The sequence below is a fragment of the Nostoc sp. genome, assembly GCF_036919575.1.
Classification (GTDB): domain Bacteria; phylum Cyanobacteriota; class Cyanobacteriia; order Cyanobacteriales; family Nostocaceae; genus Nostoc.
Map to the genome: position 1 here is coordinate 1 of NZ_JBALBY010000060.1, position 2,268 is coordinate 2,268.

Here is a 2,268-nt window from a genome sequence, read left to right on the forward strand (position 1 = left end):
CCATTAATGAGTCTTTGAACTCCATTAATGAGTCTTTGAACTCCATTAATGAGTCTTTGAACTCCATTAATGAGTCTTTGAACTCCATTAATGAGGCTTTGAACTCCATTAATGAGGCTTTGAACTCCATTAATGAGGCTTTGAACTCCATTAATGAGCCTTTGATACTCGTGAACAACGATCAAAATTTCAAGAACAGAGGCGAGACAACAGTATTCAAACTCTTACAGACCGTTCCCCAGGACAGAAGAGATTTGTTGATAAACTAGGTTATGCGATCGCTACCGCAATGGATGCGATCGCACTACGATTTCTGAACCCTGCGGGATCTTGCTACACCATGACATTTTACACACTTCAGCTTCTATGAGCCGACAGTGACAGGGTAAGACAACTCAAAGGGCTTGAAACTAGCTCCAGGTTTGGGAGTACCGCTTAACTCCAATTCATAAGCTCCGACTTTGGGAAATACGATCTCGGCTCCGGGAATGCTTTTATATTGCTTGGTTGATACATTATGTAAAGTGGGCTTCAGCAATGGGGCATCAGTTTCTTTGTGAGGTTCAGGGTAGACAGCTAACTGACAGTTACATTGTGTCAGGGGGATTAGTCGCCCACCTCTATGGGTGAGGACAATCCAAACATGAGCGGTTTTGCCAGCTTCAGGATTGTCATGGGGTTCAATATGCAGCATCCCGCCGACGTCAGCTGATACCTTTTCGGTGTGGGCATTAACTGGTGTAGCAATCAGAACCGAAATTAATAATAGCCATCCCAAATTCTTCTCTAGGGTAAAGTTGAACATAAAGTTTCTAAAGAGTAAACGAAGTAGGCCGGACTGACTGGGGAAAGGCAATTAAAGGAAAATTCCCAGATTTTTGATGCTATTTTTCCACCAGTATTTAGGAACGATAATTTTAAAAGAATACTTGAGTCAAAAGACAACCTGTCAAACTTTCGCTATGGGGTTTTTCCCTTATCCTCTTGGTTGACTCCTAAACTTCTATCTAAATATCTAAATTGGCTTATTACTTATGATAGTTACTAAAACTCATCTGGATGAGCGAGAGTAGTGAGAGTGATGAGTCAAAGCAAATATACTTAGTAGCTGAGGTTCAAAGCATGGACTCAACAGGAAAAGTTCAAATTGTGGACTCGTCCTGGTACGTTCCACTGCCGTTGAAAGAGTATGCAATGAGCCGAGTGACTGTCTACTTTTATAGCGATGGATGGGTTCCAATTAAATATTGTTCTTTGGAAAAGGCAATTTTGCTTCACCAAAAGGCAAGCTTAGAAGGCAAGGAAATTTTATTATTTCCTGTTAATTTAGACCCGAATCAATTCTCAAACTCTTTTAACTCTAATGCATTGAGGTAGACTATTTTTCAAGAATCTTGGCAGCAAATGAATCGGCTATAGGGGCGTACATAGGTACGCCTCTACTTGTAAATGGGATTAAAATAATTAGTAATTAGTTAATGGGTTTTTGTTAGCTGCTGCTGAGTTGACGGTTTGTTCAATTCTCTTCAACCTTGTCTCTGGACGTTTTGCACTGTCAATCCAAAAAAGGATATTCTTTTTGGATGAGTTGTTAAATGTCTCAAAATATTCTTTGGCAGTTTTGTTTGCTTCTAAATTTGTTTTATGTTCAATACGTAATTGATGCAAAACTTTCATCTCCTCTAAAATCGTTTTGCCATAAAAATCAGATGCTGGCTTCTTTGATAGCCATGCTTGGTGTAAAAAGCCTCTGCTTGTCCATCCTTTTTAGTCAAAAGATAAACATAGGTAACTTTCATCGCGGTTAGAGTATCCATTAACTGGTTAAGTAGCTTTGTCCCAATTCCTTGACTTTGCTTATGAGGTCGGACACAGATTTCTTCTAGACAAAAGCTTTTACTTTTTTGCCCTTGCTTACAATAACCTGCCACAAATCCTAACAGTTCATCCTGTTTGAATACAAATCCAACAAAACCTGGTGTATTCATAATTTCAAACAACTTTGCTCTTGCAGTCTCGAAAGTCCATTGCTCGTTCCAAGGTTCACCATTGAACACTTCAATATATAAATGAGCGCACTTGTCAAGATATTCAGTAGTAAAGATTTGAATTTCTTCTGACATCAAAAAACCAGAGTTTAGTTAATCACGAAATCAAAGTACGAGCATCACAGTTGACACTCTCAGGGCTGAAGCCACTGAGATTCTTGAATCTAAGACATGACTTGCTCAATCAGGCTTACGCCTGATTGAGTAGAGGACTCATCTC

At 39.4% G+C, this 2,268-nt stretch carries 3 protein-coding genes and 1 pseudogene; 1 reads left to right on the forward strand and 3 read right to left on the reverse strand.

The window, feature by feature from the left end; translation table 11 throughout:
* Positions 1–364: 364 nt before the first annotated feature.
* The gene (locus tag V7K27_RS16425; RefSeq protein WP_334948983.1) at positions 365–805 is read right to left on the reverse strand and encodes a hypothetical protein; all 441 of its coding nucleotides are present in this window, start codon (positions 803–805) and stop codon (positions 365–367) included.
* 254 nt (positions 806–1,059) lie between these two features.
* On the opposite strand from V7K27_RS16425, the gene V7K27_RS16430 reads away from it, so the two are divergent.
* On the forward strand, positions 1,060–1,377 hold the full coding sequence (locus tag V7K27_RS16430) for a hypothetical protein (RefSeq protein ID WP_334948985.1): 318 nt from the start codon (positions 1,060–1,062) through the stop codon (positions 1,375–1,377).
* A gap of 87 nt (positions 1,378–1,464) precedes the next feature.
* Here the strand turns inward: V7K27_RS16430 and V7K27_RS16435 are convergent.
* Both V7K27_RS16435 and V7K27_RS16440 read right to left on the reverse strand, forming a co-directional pair.
* A pseudogene (locus V7K27_RS16435) lies at positions 1,465–1,644 on the reverse strand (YdeI/OmpD-associated family protein); the annotation flags it as partial.
* A 38-nt stretch (positions 1,645–1,682) separates the two neighbouring features.
* Positions 1,683–2,123, reverse strand: coding sequence for a GNAT family N-acetyltransferase (locus V7K27_RS16440; protein ID WP_273768275.1), 441 nt, complete (start codon positions 2,121–2,123; stop codon positions 1,683–1,685).
* Positions 2,124–2,268: the final 145 nt, after the last annotated feature.

What these genes read in the sequence shown, in the direction of transcription:
- V7K27_RS16430 (WP_334948985.1), top strand. Translation starts at nt 1,060, where the DNA reads ATGAGCGAGAGTAGTGAGAGTGATGAGTCAAAGCAAATATACTTAGTA.
- V7K27_RS16425 (WP_334948983.1), bottom strand. Translation starts at nt 805, where the DNA reads ATGTTCAACTTTACCCTAGAGAAGAATTTGGGATGGCTATTATTAATT.
- V7K27_RS16440 (WP_273768275.1), bottom strand. Translation starts at nt 2,123, where the DNA reads ATGTCAGAAGAAATTCAAATCTTTACTACTGAATATCTTGACAAGTGC.